Annotated in this window: 14 protein-coding genes, 1 other RNA gene and 1 pseudogene; 9 read left to right on the top strand and 7 right to left on the bottom strand. The window is 66.0% G+C overall.

Going from position 1 to position 16,486, the window contains the following annotated elements; translation table 11 throughout:
- Nucleotides 1–52: 52 nt before the first annotated feature.
- Both JQ633_RS34050 and JQ633_RS34055 read right to left on the bottom strand, forming a co-directional pair.
- A complete protein-coding gene (locus JQ633_RS34050) occupies nt 53–877 on the bottom strand; it encodes a TIGR00282 family metallophosphoesterase (protein ID WP_211990205.1) in 825 nt (274 codons plus the stop codon).
- A 2-nt stretch (nt 878–879) separates the two neighbouring features.
- A complete protein-coding gene (locus JQ633_RS34055; protein ID WP_211990206.1) occupies nt 880–1,458 on the bottom strand; it encodes a 5-formyltetrahydrofolate cyclo-ligase in 579 nt (192 codons plus the stop codon).
- Between JQ633_RS34055 and JQ633_RS34060 the strand changes: the two genes are divergently transcribed.
- On the top strand, nt 1,457–1,690 hold the full coding sequence (locus JQ633_RS34060; RefSeq protein ID WP_211990207.1) for a hypothetical protein: 234 nt from the start codon (nt 1,457–1,459) through the stop codon (nt 1,688–1,690). The genes JQ633_RS34055 and JQ633_RS34060 overlap by 2 nt on opposite strands.
- 18 nt (nt 1,691–1,708) lie before the next feature.
- Here JQ633_RS34060 and ssrS read toward each other — a convergent pair.
- From ssrS to JQ633_RS34075, 3 genes are all read right to left on the bottom strand, one after another.
- A non-coding RNA gene (ssrS, locus tag JQ633_RS34065) (6S RNA) lies at nt 1,709–1,869 on the bottom strand.
- A 63-nt stretch (nt 1,870–1,932) separates the two neighbouring features.
- Nucleotides 1,933–2,316 carry a cell division protein ZapA gene (locus JQ633_RS34070; protein ID WP_211990208.1) on the bottom strand — a complete coding sequence of 128 codons (384 nt, stop codon included), beginning with the start codon at nt 2,314–2,316 and terminating at the stop codon, nt 1,933–1,935.
- A complete protein-coding gene (locus JQ633_RS34075) occupies nt 2,313–2,633 on the bottom strand; it encodes a DUF4164 domain-containing protein (RefSeq protein WP_211990209.1) in 321 nt (106 codons plus the stop codon). The genes JQ633_RS34070 and JQ633_RS34075 overlap by 4 nt, the downstream gene beginning before the upstream one ends.
- Nucleotides 2,634–2,976: 343 nt before the next feature.
- Between JQ633_RS34075 and tkt the strand changes: the two genes are divergently transcribed.
- From tkt to JQ633_RS34115, 8 genes are all read left to right on the top strand, one after another.
- Entirely contained in the window at nt 2,977–4,959 is a 1,983-nt protein-coding gene (gene tkt, locus JQ633_RS34080) for a transketolase (protein WP_211990210.1), read from the top strand.
- Nucleotides 4,960–5,122: 163 nt separating this feature from the next.
- Complete coding sequence (gene gap / locus JQ633_RS34085; protein ID WP_211990211.1) at nt 5,123–6,130, top strand: type I glyceraldehyde-3-phosphate dehydrogenase; 1,008 nt, start codon at nt 5,123–5,125, stop codon at nt 6,128–6,130.
- Nucleotides 6,131–6,287: 157 nt separating this feature from the next.
- Complete coding sequence (locus JQ633_RS34090) at nt 6,288–7,484, top strand: phosphoglycerate kinase (protein WP_211990212.1); 1,197 nt, start codon at nt 6,288–6,290, stop codon at nt 7,482–7,484.
- Between the two features lie 45 nt (nt 7,485–7,529).
- Nucleotides 7,530–8,597: a class II fructose-bisphosphate aldolase gene (fba, locus tag JQ633_RS34095; RefSeq protein ID WP_211990213.1), complete on the top strand. Its 1,068-nt coding sequence runs from the start codon at nt 7,530–7,532 to the stop codon at nt 8,595–8,597.
- Nucleotides 8,598–8,866: 269 nt separating this feature from the next.
- Nucleotides 8,867–9,907 carry a class I fructose-bisphosphate aldolase gene (locus JQ633_RS34100; RefSeq protein ID WP_211990214.1) on the top strand — a complete coding sequence of 347 codons (1,041 nt, stop codon included), beginning with the start codon at nt 8,867–8,869 and terminating at the stop codon, nt 9,905–9,907.
- Complete coding sequence (locus JQ633_RS34105; protein WP_211990215.1) at nt 9,908–10,585, top strand: thiamine phosphate synthase; 678 nt, start codon at nt 9,908–9,910, stop codon at nt 10,583–10,585.
- Between the two features lie 7 nt (nt 10,586–10,592).
- Nucleotides 10,593–11,702, top strand: coding sequence for a tetratricopeptide repeat protein (locus JQ633_RS34110; protein WP_211990216.1), 1,110 nt, complete (start codon nt 10,593–10,595; stop codon nt 11,700–11,702).
- A 238-nt stretch (nt 11,703–11,940) separates the two neighbouring features.
- Complete coding sequence (locus tag JQ633_RS34115) at nt 11,941–12,735, top strand: inositol monophosphatase family protein (protein ID WP_211990217.1); 795 nt, start codon at nt 11,941–11,943, stop codon at nt 12,733–12,735.
- A gap of 183 nt (nt 12,736–12,918) precedes the next feature.
- On the opposite strand, the pseudogene JQ633_RS34120 reads toward JQ633_RS34115, so the two are convergent.
- Nucleotides 12,919–13,212, bottom strand: a pseudogene (locus JQ633_RS34120) (AAA family ATPase); the annotation flags it as partial.
- 117 nt (nt 13,213–13,329) lie between these two features.
- Nucleotides 13,330–16,485, bottom strand: coding sequence for a multidrug efflux RND transporter permease subunit (locus JQ633_RS34125; protein WP_211990218.1), 3,156 nt, complete (start codon nt 16,483–16,485; stop codon nt 13,330–13,332).
- Nucleotide 16,486: the final 1 nt, after the last annotated feature.

Below are 16,486 nucleotides of genomic sequence, written 5' to 3' on the forward strand. Positions count from 1 at the left end.
CTAGCCGAGAGGCCGGTCCCGGATTTCGCTTCGCTGCATCCGGGCTACGAGATTACACCCAGAACGGTGGCACCGCCGGCTCCAGCCGACCACCGGCACGCACCGGCGCCACCTTCACCGCGAGGCCCGTCGCATCATCCGTCTCCACCGCAACGCCTGACAGCGTCGCCACGCCCGGCGCCGGCTCGAACCGGGCCGAAGGAATGCCGGTGAGGAAGCGCTGCAGCGGCTCCTCCTTCTGCATGCCGATCACGGAATCATAATCGCCGGTCATGCCGGCATCGCTCATATAGGCGGTGCCGCCGGGTAGCACCTGGTGATCGGCGGTCGGCACATGGGTATGGGTCCCGACCACGAGGCTGACGCGGCCGTCGCAGAAGAAGCCGACGCCCTGTTTCTCGCTGGTGGCCTCGGCATGGAAATCGAGCACGATGGCGTCGGCCCCCTCGCGCAACGGACACGCTTCGAGCTCGCGCTCGATCGCCGCGAACGGATCGTTGTGGGACGGCTCCATGAAGACCCGGCCGATCGCGTTGATGACCAGCGCGCGCTTGCCGTTCTTGGTGTCGATCAGCGCCGCGCCGCGGCCGGGCGAATGGCGCGGAAAATTCAATGGACGGATCAGACGCGGCGCACGCTCGATGAAGACCAGCGCCTCCTTCTGATTCCAGGCATGGTTGCCGAGCGTGATCGCATCGGCACCGGCATCGAGCAGATCCTGATAGATCGCCTCGGTGATGCCGAAGCCGCCGGCGGAGTTCTCGCCATTGACGATGACGAGATCGAGCGACCAGTCCCTGATCATGCCGGGAAGGTGGTCGGTGATGGCGGTGCGGCCGGACTTGCCGACGACGTCACCAACGAAGAGGATTCGCAATGCTAGGCACTCCGGAAATCGAACGTCTTGCGCTCCGTTAGCACATAATCCAGCGCAACGTCGTGCGATAGCGCGGGAATCGCCTTGGTTTCCTGCACCGCGAAGGCCACCCCGACCCCGATCACGTGCTTGGTCTTGCGCAGATGCGCAAAACTATAGTCGTAATAGCCCGCCCCATAGCCGATGCGGTGGCCGAGCTTGTCGAAGGCTGCGAGCGGCACCAGCATCACGTCCGGATGCACCTCGGCCGCCACGGTCGACGGCTCGGGGATACCGAGCAGCCCGAGCATCAGCCGGTCATGCGGCGCCCAGGCGCGGAAGGTCAGCGACTGCCCGCGCGCGTTGACGCAAGGCAGCGCCAGCCGCGCGCCCTTCTCCACAAGCTTGAGCAGCAGCGGCTTCGGATCGATCTCGCTGCGGATCGGCGCATAGCCCGACACGATCATGCCGGGGGTGATCTCGAACGGCGTGCCGCGCTTGGCCAGCGCCTCGGCGGCCGCCGCGCGCTGCTCGTCGCTCAGCGCGTCGCGCTTGGCCAGCGCAAGGGCCCGAAGCTCGGCTTTCGATGGAGATGCGTGCATGACCATCTTCCGCTGTCGTCGTCCCCGGTGGGACGATCGGCTCTATTCCAGAAACGCGTGTAGTCTTGAACGCGTGAAGCCTAAGCGCGTTCACCCTTGCGGCGACGCCGCGGCGTACTGGACACTCCGCATCGGCGGAGCGCGGCACAGCACCTCGATCGAACGCCGCCGCGACGACAAGGAATCATGCTCGAACCAAATGATGCTCGAACCACAAACTAAAGCGCGATGAACCCATCGCGCTTTAGAGTGCGAAGCCGCAGAGGCCGTTGGAGCGCTCGATCCCGGAGTTCCCTACGAAAGTAGGTGGGCACCATATGTCCGGGTCCACGGACCCGGCCAGGGACAGTTCCCTAAAGGATCGATAAGGCCCCGGGGATATATGGCTCCTGACGCACGACGCAGCTTCGCTGCGGGCTAATGTAGCGACGAAGCAGTGGTTCCGCTAGCGGCACCTTGTCGTCCCGGCGAATATCAACCGATCGCGATCCCGCCGCCGACGGTCCGGTTGAGCACCTGGGTCGTACGCTCGATCCGCTCGGCGGCGGCGTTGAGCGCGGCGGAGACGGCGGTCTGGGTGGCGCGGGCACCGTCGGCGGCGGCGGTGCGCGCGCTGCGCAGCTGCTCGAGCTCCTCCTCCAGGCTGCGGATGCGCGCTGCGGAATCGAGCACCTCGTCGCAGGCGGTCAGCGCCGCCATCACCGTCAGCCGCGCATCGCCGATCTCGCCGAATTTTCCGCGCAGCGATTCGATCCGCTGTTCGAGATTTTCCGCGAGCTTGAGCAGCCGCACCTCCTGGCCCTCCTCGCAGGCCATCCGGTACTGCCGGCCATTGATGGTGACGTTGATGTGGCTCATCGCGTCTCTCCGCCCTCGAGCACGGCGCGGATGGTGCCGATCGCCGCGTCGAGTTTTTCCACCATCTCGCGATTGGCGCGCTCGAGCTTGCGCGTCTTCACCAGCGATCCGTCGAGTTCGTCGGCCAATCTGGAGCGATCGGCGCCGAGCGCCTGGATGCGGCTCGCCAGCTCGTTCTCGTCGCGGTCGGCTTCGCGGCGCCGCTCCACCGAATTCTCCAGCGCATCGAGCGCGGCCATCAGCCGCTTGGTCGCAGCATCGATATCGGCAAGCGGTGCCTCGGTATTGGCAGACCCGTTGGCGGGACGATCACTCATGACACGCGGCGCGGACCCTTTCGGTATGCGGGGCGGCGCCAGGCCGGCCCTCGCTGGAAGCAAGCCGCCGCACGGCAAAACCGGCGCTTCGGCAAGCGTTTAGGGGATGAAATTTACGTGGTGAGCGAGGCAAGCGCAACGGCAGCGCAGAACTATGCACCGAACAATGAAAACAGCCCGATTCGAGCAACTTTTCCCCGTTTTGGGGCGTTTCATCGCCTTGGACTTGAGGAATTGAGGTGCTAATCCACCCTCAACCCGTAAGGCCTTCCACGCGCGTGTCGCGGCTGCCCGCCCCGATGCGTCCCGCAATCAAGCTCCTCATTTCAGGCGGACATTCATCATGACGCAGGTCGATCACACCCGTATGGCCAATGCGATCCGTGGCCTTGCCATGGACGCCGTCGAGAAGGCGAAATCAGGCCATCCCGGGCTGCCGATGGGCGCTGCAGACATCGCCACCGTACTGTTCACCCAATTCCTGAAATTCGACGCGGCCGATGTCGCCTGGCCCGATCGCGACCGCTTCGTGCTGTCGGCCGGCCACGGCTCGATGCTGCTCTATTCGTTGCTGTACCTCACCGGCAACAAGGACATGACGCTCGACCAGCTCAAGCATTTCCGCCAGCTCGGATCGCTGACGCCTGGACATCCGGAGAATTTCCACACCAAGGGCATCGAGACCACCACCGGTCCGCTCGGCCAGGGCATCGCGACCGCAGTCGGCATGGCGCTGGCCGAGAAGATGCTCGCCGCCGAATTCGGCAAGAAGATCGTCAACCACCACACCTACGTGCTTTGCTCCGACGGCGACCTGATGGAAGGCATCTCGCAGGAAGCGATCGCGATGGCCGGCCACTGGCGGCTGAACAAGATGATCGTGCTGTATGACGACAACGGCATCTCGATCGACGGCCCGACCTCGATCTCTGACTCGGTCGACCAGGTGAAGCGCTTCAAGTCCGCCGGCTGGGCCGCCGAGCTGATCGATGGTCACGATCCGATAGCGATTGCCGCCGCGATCACCCGCGCGCAGAAATCCAGCAAGCCGTCGATGATCGCCTGCAAAACCACGATCGGCTACGGCGCGCCGCACAAGGCCGGCACCGCCAAGGCGCATGGCGAGGCGCTCGGCGCCGACGAGCTGAAGGCCGCCAAGGAAAATCTCGGCATCTCGCTCGAGCCGTTCTCGGTGCCCGACGACGTGCTGAACGCCTGGCGCGAGGCCGGCAGCCGCGGCGCAGCCGCGCACAAGGATTGGGACGAGCAGTTCAATCAGCTCGGCAGCCGCAAGCGCGCCGAGTTCGAGCGCCGTCTGCGCCACGAGCGGCCGCAATCGCTGGCGAAGGCGCTGCGCGCGCACAAGAAGTCGCTGCTCGAAAATCCGCTCAACGTCGCGACGCGCAAATCATCGGAAGCCGCGATCGAGGCGATCGCCGCGGCGATGCCGATGGAGTTCGTCGCCGGCTCCGCCGACCTGACCGGCTCCAACAACAACAAGGCGAAGTCTGCGGTGGCGTTCGCGGCCAAGACGCCGAAGGGCCGCTTCATCCATTACGGCATCCGCGAGCACGGCATGGCGGCGTGCCTCAACGGCATCTTCCTGCACGGCGGCTTCGCGCCGAACGGCGCCACCTTCCTGGTGTTCACTGACTATGCGCGCGGCGCGATGCGGCTGTCGGCGCTGATGGGCACTGGGGTCGTCTACGTCATGACCCATGACTCGATCGGCCTCGGCGAGGACGGCCCGACCCACCAGCCGGTCGAGCATCTCTCGGCGCTGCGCGCGATGCCCAACATGCGCGTGTTCCGGCCCTGCGACGCGGTCGAGACCGCCGAGTGCTGGGAACTCGCGCTCAACCGCATCGACGGTCCGACCGTGCTGGCGCTGACCCGCCAGAACCTGCCGCAGCTTCGCACCACGGCGCCGAACGACAATCCGTGCAGCCACGGCGCCTACGAGCTGGTCCCGGCGCAGGGTGACGCAAAAGTGTCATTGTTCGCCTCCGGTTCCGAAGTCGAGATCGCGGTCGCGGCGCAGAAGCAGCTCGCCGAACGCGGCATCGCGACGCGGGTGGTCTCGGTGCCGTCGCTGGAATTGCTGCTGCAACAGCCTGCCGAGCGGCAAAACGCCATTATCGGCAAGGCCCCGGTCAAGATCGCGATCGAGGCCGCGGTGCGCTGGGGCTGGGATGCCGTGATCGGTCACGACGGCGAGTTCATCGGCATGCACGGCTTCGGCGCCAGCGCCCCGGCCAAGGACCTTTTCAAGCACTTCGGCATTACTGCCGAGGCCGTGGTCGACGCCGCGCTGAAACGCGTCTGACGCCGGCCAGAAACCTGCTGGCCAAGGTTGAGCTTGTCACGAAAAAAGGTTACCTAAGCTCCATCTTTTCCGTCCGCGCCCGGCCGAACCGGGCGTTCCGCCGCAAAAACCTCGTGGGACAGCCTCCCGCGGGGCTGGCACCAGCATTAGAGGAGAGAAGAGCATGGCAATCCGCGTCGCGATCAACGGGTTTGGCCGCATCGGCCGCAATGTCCTGCGCGCCATCGCCGAGTCCGGCCGCAAGGACATCGAGGTGGTCGGCATCAACGACCTCGGTCCGGTCGAGACCAACGCGCACCTGCTGCGCTTCGACTCCGTGCACGGCCGCTTCCCGGGCACCGTGACCGTCGACGGCGACTCGATCAGCCTCGGCGCCGGCAAGATCAAGGTGTCGGCCGAGCGCGATCCCTCCAAGCTGCCGTGGAAGGAACTCGGCGTCGACGTCGCGCTGGAATGCACCGGCATCTTCACCGCCAAGGACAAAGCCTCCGCGCATCTGACCGCCGGCGCCAAGCGCGTGCTGGTCTCCGCTCCGGCCGACGGCGCTGACGCCACCATCGTCTACGGCGTCAACCACGACACGCTGACCAAGGATCACCTGGTGATCTCGAACGGCTCGTGCACCACCAACTGCCTCGCCCCGGTCGCCAAGGTGCTGAACGACACCGTCGGCATCGAGACCGGCTTCATGACCACGATCCACGCCTATACCGGCGACCAGCCGACGCTCGACACCCTGCACAAGGACCTCTACCGCGGCCGTGCCGCGGCGATGTCGATGATCCCGACCTCGACCGGCGCCGCCAAGGCGATCGGCCTCGTACTGCCGGAGTTGAAGGGCAAGCTCGACGGCGTCTCGGTGCGCGTGCCGACCCCGAACGTCTCGGTGATCGACCTCAAGATCGTCGCCAAGCGCGAAACCAACGCCAAGGAAATCAATGAGGCGATGAAGCGCGCCTCCGAGCAGCAGCTCAAGGGTATCCTCGGCTACACCAATGCGCCGAACGTCTCGATCGACTTCAACCACGATCCGCACTCGTCGACCTTCCACATGGACCAGACCAAGGTGCAGAACGGCAATTTCGTGCGCGTGATGTCCTGGTACGACAACGAGTGGGGCTTCTCGAACCGCATGGCCGACACCGCGGTTGCGATCGGCAAGCTGGTTTAAAGCTCGATATCCGCGATGCCCGGCCCAGTGCCGGGCATTCTCGTCTTGTGCCCCGTCATTCCGGGATGGTCCGAAGGACCAGACCCGGAATCTCGAGATTCCGGGTTCGATGCTGACGCATCGCCCCGGAATGACCGCTCAGAATTCGGGTTGACCCATGACAAAATCATTCCGCACCCTCGACGACGTCGACGTGAAGGGCAAGCGCGTGCTGCTGCGCGTCGACCTCAACGTTCCCATGGAAAATGGCCGCGTCACCGACGCCACACGGCTCGAGCGCGTGGCCCCCACCATCAAGGAAATCTCCGACAAGGGCGGCAAGGTGATCCTGCTCGCCCATTTCGGCCGGCCCAAGGGCCGCGATCCCAAGGAGTCGCTCAAGCCGGTCGCCGAAGAGCTGGCCAAGGTGATCAAGCGCCCGGTCGCCTTCGCCGACGACTGCATCGGCGACGTCGCGGCCAAGGCGGTCGGCGCCATGAAGGATGGCGACATCCTCTGCCTGGAAAACACCCGCTTCCACAAGGAAGAAGAGAAGAACGACGCCGGCTTCGTCGCTGAGCTGGCCAAGCTCGGCGACATCTGGGTCAACGACGCCTTCTCCGCCGCGCACCGCGCCCACGCCACCACCGAGGGCCTCGGCCACAAGCTGCCGGCCTATGCCGGCCGCACCATGCAGGCCGAGCTCGACGCGCTCGGCAAGGCGCTGGACGCGCCGACCAAGCCGGTGATCGCGATCGTCGGCGGCGCCAAGGTGTCGACCAAGATCGACCTTCTGGAGAATCTCGTCAGCAAGGTCGATGCGCTGGTGATCGGCGGCGGCATGGCCAACACCTTCCTGCACGCGCAGGGCATCGCGATCGGCAAGTCGCTGGCCGAGAAGGATCTCGCGGCCACCGCGCTGCGCATCCTGGAAAAGGCCAATGCCGCGAACTGCGCGATCATCCTGCCGGTCGACGCCGTCGTCGCCAACCAATTCGCGGCCAATGCGCCCTCGCATGCCTACGGCCTCGACGCGATCCCGGCCGACGGCATGATCCTCGACGTCGGCCCGCAATCGATCGCGCGCATCCACTCCGCGATCGACGATGCGGCGACGCTGGTCTGGAACGGGCCGCTCGGCGCCTTCGAGTTGACGCCGTTCGACCGCGGCACCGTCGTGTCGGCCAAGCACGCCGCCGAGCGCACCAAGGCCAGGAAGCTGACTTCGGTTGCCGGCGGCGGCGACACCGTGGCAGCGCTGAACCAGGCCGGTGTCGGCGGTGAGTTTACCTACGTCTCGACCGCGGGCGGCGCGTTTCTTGAATGGATGGAAGGCAAGCCGCTACCCGGCGTCGAAGTTCTGAAGCGGGGCTGATTGATCGCATCGCGCGAGAGCGCTGCAAATACAGGGAGAAACTGAATGGCTCGCATTACGTTGCGGCAACTGCTCGACCACGCGGCCGAGCACGATTACGGCGTACCTGCCTTCAACATCAACAACATGGAGCAGGCGCTGTCGATCATGGCCGCCGCCTCCGAGGTCGATGCCCCCGTCATCATCCAGGCCTCGCGCGGCGCGCGCTCCTACGCCAATGACGTCATGCTCAAGCACATGATGGATGCCGTCACCGAAATCTATCCGCAGATCCCGGTCTGCGTGCATCTCGACCACGGCAACGAACCCGCCACCTGCATGACCGCGATCCAGTCCGGCTTCACCTCGGTCATGATGGACGGCTCGCTGAAGGCCGACGGCAAGACCCCCGGCGACTGGGACTACAATGTCGGCGTCACCAGGACCGTCACCACCATGGCGCATCTCGGCGGCATCTCGGTCGAGGGCGAGCTCGGCGTGCTCGGCTCGCTCGAGACCGGCATGGGCGACAAGGAAGACGGCCACGGCGCCGAGGGCAAGCTGTCGCATGACCAGCTGTTGACCAATCCCGACGAGGCCGTGAAGTTCGTCCAGGAAACCAAGGTCGACGCGTTGGCGATCGCGATGGGCACCTCGCACGGCGCCTACAAGTTCACCCGCAAGCCGGACGGCGACATCCTCGCCATGAACGTGATCGAGGAGATCCACCGCAAGCTGCCGAACACGCATCTGGTGATGCACGGCTCGTCGTCGGTGCCGCAGGACCTGCAGGACATCATCAACGCCAATGGCGGCAAGATGAAGCCGACCTGGGGCGTGCCGGTTGCCGAGATCCAGCGCGGCATCAAGAACGGCGTGCGCAAGATCAACATCGACACCGACAACCGGATGGCGATGACCGGCCAGATCCGCAAAGTGCTGAAGGACAATCCGGAAGAGTTCGATCCGCGCAAGTACCTGAAGCCGGCGATGGAGGCGATGACCAGGCTGTGCAAGCTGCGCCTGCAGGAATTCAACACCGCGGGCCAGGCCAGCAAGATCAAGAAGGTGCTGACCACCTCCGAGATGGCCAAGCGCTACGCCGCAGGCGAACTCAATCCCAAGGTCGCCTGATCGATCCCTCCCTCTCCCCGCCCTTCGCGGGGAGAGGGTCGGGGTGAGGGGCCGCCTCCGCATTCACGGGTGCCGGACGGACTCACGGAGAGTCCCCCTCACCCGGATCGCATCTCCGATGCGATCCGGCCGCTCCCCGCAAGCGGGGCGAGGTGAATAGAATAACCAAACCCACTCACGATCCCGGCCGCGACGAACGTTTTCTAGGCAATTGCCCGAGAACCGCCTATTTTGGCTCGCAAAGGCAATGCGCACTGGAGGACGCCCCGATGAACCTCGCTGACCTCAACAAGATTGCCCTCGCCATGGTCACTCCGGGCAAAGGCATCCTCGCCGCCGACGAATCCTCCGGTACCATCAAGAAGCGCTTCGACGCCATCAACGTCGATTCGACCGAGGACAATCGCCGCGACTACCGCGAGATGCTGTTCCGCTCGCAGGAGGCGATGAGCAAGTACATCTCCGGCGTGATCCTCTATGACGAGACGATCTGGCAGAACGCCAAGGACGGCACGCCGCTGGTCAAGCTGATCGAGCAGGCCGGCGTCGTCCCCGGCATCAAGGTCGACGAAGGCACCCAGCCGCTGCCGAACTGCCCCGGCGAACTCGTCACCGTCGGCCTCGACAAGCTCGCCGAGCGGCTGAAGAAATATTACGAGCGCGGTGCGCGCTTTGCGAAATGGCGCGCGGTGATCGATATCGGCTCGGGTGCCGGCAGCCGCGGCGTGCCGACCATGACCGCGATCCGCGTCAACGCGCACGCGCTGGCGCGCTACGCTGCGCTCTGTCAAGCGGCGCAGATCGTGCCGATCGTCGAGCCCGAGGTGCTGATGGACGGCGATCATGACATCGACCGCTGCTACGAGGTGACGCAGCGGGTGTTGAACCGGACCTTCCAGGAATTGCGGGTGCAGCGCGTCGCGCTGGAAGGCATGATCCTGAAGCCGAACATGGCCGTCTCGGGCAAGAAGTGCCCCAAGCAGGCCTCGGTCCAGGAAGTCGCCGAGAAGACCGTCCGCCTGCTCAAGAGCTGCGTGCCGGCCGCGGTCCCCGGCATCGCCTTCCTCTCCGGTGGCCAGAGCGACGAAGAAGCCACCGCGCATCTCGACGCCATGAACAAGATCGGCAATTTGCCCTGGAAGCTGACCTTCTCCTACGGCCGCGCGCTGCAGGCGGCGCCGCAGAAGGCATGGTCGGGCAAGGCCGACAACGTGCCCGCGGGCCAGCGCGCGTTCTCGCATCGCGCCAAGATGAACAGCCTCGCGAGCACCGGCCACTGGGACGCCGCGCTCGAGAAACAGGCGGCATAATTGGCCACCAAGCCCGTTCCGCCGCGGCCGGCGCCGCGCCTCTATCTTGCGACACCGCTGGTCGAGGAGCCCGCACAACTTGCGGCCGCGCTTCCAGAGCTGCTCGCCGCGGCCGACGTCGCCGCGGTGTTGGTACGGCTCGTCGAGACCGACCAGCGCACCATGACCTCGCGCGTCAAGGCGCTGGTGCCCGCGGTTCAGAATGCGGGCGCGGCGCTGTTGATCGACGGCCACCCCGATATCGTGGCCCGCGCCGGCGCCGACGGCGCGCATCTGACCGGCCTTGCCGCGATGGAAGACGCCATGCCCTCGCTGAAGCCGGACCGCATCGCCGGTGTCGGCGGGCTCGCGACGCGCCACGATTCCATGGCGGCGGGCGAGGCCGGTGCCGACTATGTGCTGTTCGGCGAGCCCGATCCCAAGGGACAGCGGCCTTCGGTCGAGGCGATCGCCGAGCGGCTCGGATGGTGGGACGAATTGTTCGAGCCGCCCTGTGTCGGCTTCGCCGCCTCGCGCGAGGAGGCCGAGGCATTCGCAGCCGCGGGCGCGGATTTCGTCCTGGTCGGAGACTTCATCTGGGCCGATCCGCGCGGCGCCAGGGCGGCGCTGGTCGAGATCGGCGAGACGATCGCGCAAGCGCATGCCGGCACGTTCGGAACGGCCAAGACTGAGGGATGACGCCGGAATGAAGCGCCTGCGTCCGATAAGTGTTGCGCTCGGCTGCACGATGCTGGCGAGCGGCGCGATGGCGCAGCTCTCGATCACGCCACCGGCCCAGACGCCGCCGGCGAAGAAGGAGGCGCCGAAGGAGAGCAAGCCGCAGGAGAACAAGTCGCAGGAGAGCAAGCCGAAGGTGCATTCGCCGGTCGCCAAGAAGCCCGCGCCGAAGCCGGCCGCCGCGGCAACGCCCACCCCGACGCCATCGCCGACGCCGACCCAGGCCGTCGACGACCCCAATGTCGACCTCGTCTACGGCGCCTATCAGCGCGGCATGTACAAGACGGCGTTCGACCTCGCCACCGCGCGCGCGCAGAACAATAACGATCCCAAGGCAATGACGATGCTGGGCGAGCTCTATGCCAACGGGCTCGGCGTCAAGCGCGACTACGTCAAGGCCGACGCCTGGTACAAGCGCGCCGTCGACGGCGGCGACCGCGAGGCGATGTTCGCGCTCGCCATGATGAAGATCGCCGGCCGCGGCGGCCCGGTCGACAAGGACGCCGCGGTCAAGCTGCTGGCCTCGTCGGCCAAGCTCGGCGAGCCCAAGGCGGCCTATAATCTTGCGCTGCTGTATCTCGACGGCCAGACCCTGCCGCAGGACCTCAGGCGCTCCGCCGAGCTGTTGCGCATGGCCGCCGACGCCGGCAGTCCCGAGGCGCAATACGCGCTCGCGACCTTCTACAAGGAAGGCACCGGGGTGCCCAAGGACCTCGAAAAGGCGGTTCGGCTGCTGCAGGCCGCCTCGCTGGCCGACAATGTCGATGCCGAGGTCGAATATGCCATCGCGCTCTACAACGGCACCGGCACGCCGCGGAACATCCCCGCCGCTGTGGCGATGCTGCGCAAGGCGGCGCGGCAGAACAGCGCGATCGCGCAAAACCGCCTCGCCCACGTGCTGGCGACCGGCCAGGGCGCGCCGGTCGACAAGGTCGAGGCCCTGAAATGGCACCTCGTGGCCAAAAGCGGCGGCAAGGGCGACCCGGATCTGGACGATATCCTCGCCGATATGAGCCCGGACGATCGCGCCAAGGCCGAGGCAGCCGCCCGGAAATGGATCGGCCGCAACGCCAAATGACGCCTTGACGGCGCCTCCTTCAGAGGGCACCCAGTCCCGGAAACCTCGGACAGCCTCGACGCTCTCTTTTCGCCCGTCATCCTGAGGTGCGAGCGGAGCGAGCCTCGAAGGATGCACGGCCCCGGACCGGGCCGTCGATCCTTCGAGACGCGCGTGCCGCGCTCCTCAGGATGACGGGTGCACACCTCCTGCGCTGCCTGACCCACTTCCAACGTTCCAGAGTCACAAGCTTCCCATCATGCTCTACTCCGCCCTCATCAATGTCATGGTCAAGGCCGCGCGGCGCGCCGGCCGCAGCCTCAAGCGCGACCTCGGCGAGATCGAGCATCTCCAGGTCTCGCTGAAGGGACCGGCGAATTTCGTCTCGCTCGCCGACAAGCGCGCCGAAGAGATGCTCTACACCGACCTCGAGAAGGCCCGGCCGGGCTACGGCTTCCACGGCGAGGAAGGCGGCAAGCGCGAAGGCTCCGACAAGAGCCACACCTGGATCGTCGACCCGCTCGACGGCACCACCAACTTCCTGCACGGCATCCCGCAATTCGCGATCTCGATCGGCTTGGCGCGCGAGGGCACGGTGATCGCGGGCGTGATCTACAATCCCGCCAATGACGAGCTCTACATCGCCGAGCGCGGCAAGGGCGCGTTCCTCAACGACCAGCGGCTGCGCGTCGCCGGCCGCCGCCAGCTCGACGAATGCGTGATCGCCTGTGGCCTGCCGCATATCGGCCGCGGCAATCACCAGTTGGCGCTGCAGGAGATGGCCACGCTGCAGACCAAGGTCGCGGGCTTCCGCCGCTTCGGCGCCGCCTCGCTCGATCTCGCCTTCGTCGCCGCCGGCCGGCTCGACGGCTATTGGGAGCGCAACCTGCAACCCTGGGACATCGCGGCCGGCCAGATCATGGTGCGCGAGGCCGGCGGCACCGTCTCCGGCATCCAGGGCAATGACGACCCGCTGCAGACCGGCCACGTCGTCTGCGGCAACGAGTTCGTGCACGGCGAGCTGATCAAGATCCTGCGGCCGCTGGGGCAGTAGCGCAACGGCTCGATCTGCCGCGGCTAGGCGGCGTCATCGTCAGGCTCGCCATCGTCGGGTTGCGTATCGCGAAATTCGCCGGCCACGGTCAGGCCTTCGATGGCCGTGGCACCCCTCACCTTGATCACCCGGCGAAGCGGGGCCGAACTCTCGGTTCGCAACGCTTCCATCAAGTTTTCCGAATGGAAATCCCAGCTCGATGGAATAGCCGATGTGGTCGAAACTTGCCGCAAGCCGCAGTCGCGCATCGTCGCCGCGCTTGCGCGGGCCAGACCAGAAGACGGAGTTCAATCCGCCTTCGTCGGCGATCGTACGGGTGATCCGGCCGGTCGCCGCGTCGCGCAGCAATGACAGGGATTTGTAGAGATTGGATTTGCCCACCCCATTTTCGCCGACGAATACGGACAGGGGTTGAATTGGCATCGAGAGCCGCCGAATGGAGCGATAGTTCGAAATCGCGATGTCGGTCGGGCGCATCACATGCTCTCAGTCCGCGGGTTGCCTGCACGCCCCCCGTTCAATCCAGAGATGCAATCTGGATTGCTCAACCGGCGAAAGCAAGCCGGTCCTGATTCAATCCAGACCGGCCCAGTCTTAGTGCGCTTCCTTGGCCGGCGCGGGCGGGCCATGCGCTTCGACCGTCTCCGCGACCTTCTCTCGGTCGCCGCCCAGCACGCGCTGGACGCTGACGAAGAACACCGGGACGAGCAGCAGAGCGAGGATCACGACGGCGATCATGCCGCCCATCACTGAGGTGCCGAGCGCCTGCTGGCTGGCGCCGCCGGCGCCGGTCGCGATCGCCATCGGCAGCACGCCGCAGACGAAGGCAAGACCGGTCATCAGGATCGGGCGGAAACGCAGACTGCACGCCTCGATCGTCGCCTCGACGAGCGGCTTGCCCTGCGCGCGCAGATCCTTGGCGAACTCGATGATCAGGATCGCGTCCTTGGCGGCGAGACCGATGATGGTGATCAGGCCGACGGTGAAATAGACGTCGTTGGACAGGCCGCGCATCGTCGCCGCCACCACGGCGCCGAGAATGCCGAGCGGAATCGTCAGCAGCACCGCGAGCGGGATGGTCCAGCTCTCATAAAGCGCGGCGAGCAGCAGGAACACCACCAGCACCGAGAGCGCCAGCAGGAACGGCGCCTGCGAGCCCGACAGCTTCTCCTGCAGCGACTGGCCGGTCCACTCATAGCCGAAGCCGCGCGGCAGCTTGTCGGCGAGCCGCTCCATCTCGGCGATCGCGTCGCCCGAGGTGAAGCCGGGCCGCGCCTCGCCGGAGATGCGCACCGCCGGATAGTAGTTGAAGCCGGCAATCTGCGTCGGCCCCTTGGTCCACTCGACGGTGGCGAAGGCCGAGAATGGCACCAGCTGGCCGCGGCTGTTCTTGACATTGTAATTGAGGATGTCATCCGCGTTCATGCGGCTGGTCTTGTCGGCCTGCACGATGACGCGCTGCATGCGCCCGCGGTTCGGGAAGTCGTTGATGTAGTTCGAACCGAGATTGGTCGAGATCGTGTTGTTGATGTCCTCGAAAGTGACGCCGAACGCGCCCGCCTTCTCGCGATCGATCACCAGATTGACCTGCGGCGCCGGCGGCAGGCCTTCGACATAGACCTTCTGCAGCACCGGGCTGGCGTTGGCTTCGGTCACCAGACGATCGGATGCGGCGATCAGCGCCGCATAGCCCTTCTGGCCGCGGTCCTGCAGGCGGAACGAGAAGCCGGAGGAGTTGCCGAGGTTGTCGATCGGCGGCGGCTGCAGCGCCGAGATCCTGGCGTCGCGGATCGACGACAGGTCGCGGTTGATGTCGGCGACGATCGCGGCCGCGGAATCCTTCGGGCCGCGCTCCGACCAGTCCTTCAACGTGATGAAGGCCTGCGCGGTGTTCATGCCCTGGCCGAGGAAGCTGAAGCCGGTGAGGAACGTCACGTTCTCGATGCCGGCGCGCTCGAGCAGGTACTTCTCGACCTTCTCGACCGCCGCCTCGGTACGCGCATACGACGATTCGGACGGCGTCTGCACGTCGGTGGTGATGAAGCCCTGGTCGTCGACCGGGAGGAAGCCGCCGGGCAGCCGCACGAAGCCCCAGCCCACGGCGATGAACAGCACGGCGTAGATCGCCATCAGCCGGCCGGTGCGCTTCAGCCCGCCCTGCACGGTGCGCGTATAGCCGTCGCGGCTCTTGTCGAGCACGCGGTTGAACCAGCCGAACACGCCCTTGCGGGCATGGCCGTGGCCCTTCTGCACCGGCTTGAGCAGCGTCGCGCACAGCGCCGGCGTCAGCGACAGCGCCAGCAGCGCCGAGAACGCGATCGCCGCAACCATGGTGACCGAGAACTGGCGGTAGATGATGCCGACCGAGCCGGGGAAGAACGCCATCGGCACGAACACCGCCATCAGCACCAGCGTGATGCCGATGATCGCGCCGGTGATCTGCGACATCGCCTTCTTGGTCGCTTCCTTCGGCGGCAGGCCTTCTTCGGCCATGATGCGCTCGACGTTCTCGACCACGACGATGGCGTCGTCGACCAGGATGCCGACTGCCAGTACCATGCCGAACATGGTCAGCATGTTGATCGAGAAGCCCACGATCATCAGCGTTGCGCAGGCGCCGAGCAGCGCCACCGGAACCACGATGGTCGGAATGATGGTGTAGCGGATGTTCTGCAGGAACAGGAACATCACGACGAACACCAGCACTACGGCCTCGACCAGCGTCATCAGGACCTTCTCGATCGAGGCCTTCACGACGGGCGTGATGTTGTAGGGGATCTCGTAACTGATATTGGCCGGGAAGAAGCGCGACAGCTCCTTCATCTTGGCCTCGACCGCGCTCGCGGTCGCCAGCGCGTTGCCCTTCGGCGACAGCAGCACCGACAGACCGGCAGTCGGCTTGCCGTCGAGGCGGGTGTTGAACTGGTAGCTGAGACCGCCGACCTCGATCCGCGCGACGTCGCGCAACCGCACGGTCGAACCGTCGGCATTGGCGCGCAGGATGATCGCGCCGAACTCGTCGGGCGAGGAGAGCTGGCCCTTGACCAGCACCTGCGCGGAGATCTTCTGGCTGTCGGTGCTCGGCTCGGCGCCGATGCTTCCCGAGGCGACCTGGGCGTTCTGCGCCGTGATCGCCTTGTTGACGTCGTCGGCGGACAGGCCGAAGCCGACCAGCTTGGCCGGATCGATCCAAATGCGCAGTGAGCGCTCGGTCGAATACAGCGTGGCGCGGCCAACGCCGGGGATGCGGCGGACCTCGCCCAGCACGTTGCGGATCATGAAGTCGCCGAGGCCGACTTCGTCCAGGCTGCCGTCGGTCGAATTCAGCGTGATGATCTGCAGCACGGCCGAGGAGGCTTCCTCGACCAGGATGCCCTGCTGGATCACGGCGCGCGGCAGCCGCGCCTCGACGCGCTTGAGGCGGTTCTGCACTTCGACCGAGGCCTGGCTGGTGTCGGTGCCGGGCTTGAAGTTGGCGATGATCTCGACCTGGCCGAGCGAGTCGGAGGTCGATTCGAAGTTCAGGATGTTGGCGGCGCCGTTGAGCTCCTCCTCGATCAGCCGCGTCACGCTGTTGTAGAGGTTCTCCGGCGAGGCGCCGGGATAGCTGGTCGAGATCGAGATCGAGGGCGGCGCGATGATCGGATATTGCGCGACCGCGAGCAGCGGGATCGAGATCGCACCGACCAGACAGATGAACAGCGCGACGACCCAGGCGAAGATCGGCCTGTCGATGAAGAAGTTAGGCATG

Origin of the sequence: Bradyrhizobium tropiciagri (assembly GCF_018130505.1) — a bacterium.
GTDB classification, from domain to species: domain Bacteria; phylum Pseudomonadota; class Alphaproteobacteria; order Rhizobiales; family Xanthobacteraceae; genus Bradyrhizobium; species Bradyrhizobium tropiciagri_B.